Source organism: Gemmatimonas sp. (assembly GCF_036405635.1).
Taxonomy (GTDB): Bacteria; Gemmatimonadota; Gemmatimonadetes; order Gemmatimonadales; family Gemmatimonadaceae; genus Gemmatimonas.
This window is the reverse complement of record NZ_DASWXE010000129.1, coordinates 1-2,847: the sequence shown is the minus strand read 5'-3', so window position 1 is coordinate 2,847 and position 2,847 is coordinate 1. Positions and strand designations below refer to the sequence as shown.

Genomic DNA, 2,847 nt, shown 5'->3' with positions numbered 1-2,847 from the left:
CGCACGCACACGGCATAGACGCAGCGTTCAGACCCGTGACCGTGCCGCACGAGCCGCCCTCGCCGCTCTACACGTTGCTCAAGCCCATCGCCGGGGTAGCCCTGCGCTGGTATTACCGCAGCATCACGGTGATGGGGATCGAGCGTGTACCGCGCGAAGGCCCGTTGTTTCTCGCGGTGAATCATCCCAATGCGCTGGTGGACGCGCTGGTGGTGGGGTGGAGCATGCCGCGTCGCGTGCGCTTCACGGCCAAGTCCACGATTTTCGCCAACGCCCTCGCAGCGCGTTTCTTCACGGCGGTGGGCGTGGTACCGCTGCGTCGCGCGTCCGACGAACACAAGGCGCTGGGCAGCGACGCGCCCATCGATCCGACACGCAACGCTGCCGCGTTCGACGCAGTGGCAGAGGCTCTCGCGGAGCAGGCGGCCGTCGTCGTCTTTCCTGAAGGCAAAAGCCACGACGATCCGCACCTCGCACCATTGCGCACCGGGCTCGCGCGCATGGCGCTGCATGCGGCAGATGAGCGCGGCGTGCGCGGTATTCAGATCGTACCCATTGGCCTGTTGTTCGAGCGCAAGGAATCGCCGCGTTCCCGCGTGTTGTTGCAGGTGGGCGAACCGCTGGATGTCGACGCGTTGCGTGCGGCACAGGTCGGTGTGCACACCCTCACCGAGCTCGTGACACAGCGGCTCGAGGCGGTCACGCTCAACTTCGATTCGCCCGAAGACGCGGAACGCCTGCAGATGGTGGGCAAGACGGTCGCCGCGCTCCTTGAGCCGTTGTCTCCACTGGGCGACAGTGCCGTGCCCCTGCGGCAAACGCTGGCCGTGGTGCGCCGACTCGATCGTGCTGCGGACGCGTTGCGTGAACGGCACGATCCCGATCTTGAGGCCCGCGCTGCAGCGTTCGAAACACGTGTGCGCGCATTCCGCGCACGACTCGATGCCCTGCAGATCGATGTGCAGGATCTTGCCATCGACGCCGGTGCCAGGGCCGGTGTGCGCTTTGCGCTGCGTGAAACGGTGCTGGCCATGCTGCTCGTGCCCATCGGCGCATGGGGACGCCTCACGCACGTGGTGCCCATACAGCTCGCGCGACGATTGGCACTCCGGGCTGGCCAATCACTCGATGAGCCGGCCATGCGCACACTCGTCATGGGGCTCTTCCTGGTGTTGCTCGCCTATGCCGTGCAGACGGCCATCGTGGCGATGCTCTTTGGCGGATGGTGGGCGCTGCTCTTCCTGCTCACGCTGGTGCCGTCGGCCAGCAGCGATCTGCGTTATGGCGATCGACTGCGCCGTGCCCGTTGGCGCGCACGGGCGTATCAACTGTTCCGGCGCGATCCGTCGTTGCAACGATCCCTGCGAGCCGAAGGCGACGCCATCCGGCGCGACGCCGGACGGCTGGAGCAGGCCATCAGCGGCGCGTAGTCAGCTCACACGTCGGCTGACGTCTCGGCTGACGCGCCGAACAGCCGCGGATCGTGCGGCGGATACACGGGACCACCCAAGTCCCAATGCCACGCCTCCTGACGCACCGTGGTGCGCGGATCCTTGAGCGGCTTGTACTGCAGCCGTTCGAGCGCCAGGCCACAGTCCCGTCCGAAACGCTCGAGCAGCGCCCGGTCCACACTCACTAGGTGGACCAGGGGCCGTCCCTGCCACACATGGCGGTGCAGCCAGAGCCCACCATCCATGGCGTGCACCATGCCATCCCATCGCCGGACGAACTCACGGCACCCATAGCGAAACACAAGCTCCCGCAAACGCTCAGCGCGTCGACGGGAGTCAGGGTCATGCACGATGTCCGGAAGATCAGGCGTCGCCGGAATGATTCGCGGGGTCGGGCGTGAAGCCAGGCCGAGTGGTGGCCTGTCCTGCCAGCACTTTATGAATTGATCACTGGCAGGCGATCACGCCTTCCTGCGTAGCCGGGGATACCGGCGCGACCGATCCGTAATATACCGAGCATGTCAGCGGCAACGACGACGGGTGCGTGGCCGTCGCCGACCAGCCGCGTCCGCTGGCCTCCGCGATCGTGATCGCGACGCCCTTTGAGCTTTCGAACCCCGTGGCCACCGGGGTGCTGGCGTACGTTTCGTTGTAGTAGAAGTACGTCTCCTGCATCGACGTCAGGTTCTTGAGGTCGCTCTTGATCGACGTCGCGTAGGCCTTGGCCTTCGTGTTCTGGAACTTCGGGATCGCGATCGCAGCCAGGATGCCGATGATCACGACGACGATCAGCAGTTCGATGAGCGTGAACCCCGTGCGGGCGCGATGGGATGCCATATCGTGAAGTCCTCGACCGTGATGCGACCACCCGCCAGACGCGGCAAGTGAGTCGGGAGCCGTGCTCCTGCCGCGTCACACATTGGCAACGTTGGTGCCGGTCTCCGCAAAACGACGAAGTTGTTCATTCACAACAACTTACAAATCCAACCCCATCCCGACGGCCCGTCCCCGGTCTCGCACGTCTCGCAGATTGCTGCAAAGTGCAAGACCGGGGACTTCGCGATTCCGGGCAACTCGCGCTTCCCGGTCGCCGCCCAGCCTCAGGCCTTGGCCGACACCCAGTCCGTGCCCAGTCCCATCTCCACCAGCAGCGGGACGTTCAGCACCGCCGCGCCCTCCATCTCCCGCTTCACCAACGCCGACAGGGCATCGGCCTCCTCCACCGGCAATTCGAACACCAGTTCGTCGTGCACCTGGAGCAGCATGCGTGACGCGAGGCCGCCCGAAGCAATGGCCTGACGCACGTTGATCATCGCGATCTTGATCAGGTCGGCCGCCGAACCCTGGATAGGTGCGTTCTGCGCCACCCGCTCGCCGAATGCGCGGATGTTGAAGT

General features: G+C 65.4%; 4 protein-coding genes. 1 reads left to right on the top strand and 3 read right to left on the bottom strand.

What is annotated here, in order from left to right; translation table 11 throughout:
* Window positions 1-1,430: lysophospholipid acyltransferase family protein (locus VGE27_RS11010; protein ID WP_331049702.1), on the top strand; the 1,430-nt coding region annotated here is incomplete at its 5' end.
* 5 nt (window positions 1,431-1,435) lie between these two features.
* Here VGE27_RS11010 and VGE27_RS11005 read toward each other — a convergent pair.
* From VGE27_RS11005 to VGE27_RS10995, 3 genes are all read right to left on the bottom strand, one after another.
* Window positions 1,436-1,801 carry a hypothetical protein gene (locus VGE27_RS11005; protein WP_331049701.1) on the bottom strand — a complete coding sequence of 122 codons (366 nt, stop codon included), beginning with the start codon at window positions 1,799-1,801 and terminating at the stop codon, window positions 1,436-1,438.
* 97 nt (window positions 1,802-1,898) lie between these two features.
* Window positions 1,899-2,288 (bottom strand): type IV pilin protein, encoded by a 390-nt coding sequence (locus tag VGE27_RS11000; protein ID WP_331049700.1) that lies wholly within the window; start codon window positions 2,286-2,288, stop codon window positions 1,899-1,901.
* A gap of 263 nt (window positions 2,289-2,551) precedes the next feature.
* The coding region (locus VGE27_RS10995) for a DNA polymerase (protein WP_331049699.1) at window positions 2,552-2,847 on the bottom strand (296 nt) is incomplete at its 5' end.

Excerpts from the sequence above, each read along its gene's own strand:
- VGE27_RS11000 (WP_331049700.1), bottom strand. The coding sequence starts at position 2,288 with ATGGCATCCCATCGCGCCCGCACGGGGTTCACGCTCATCGAACTGCTG.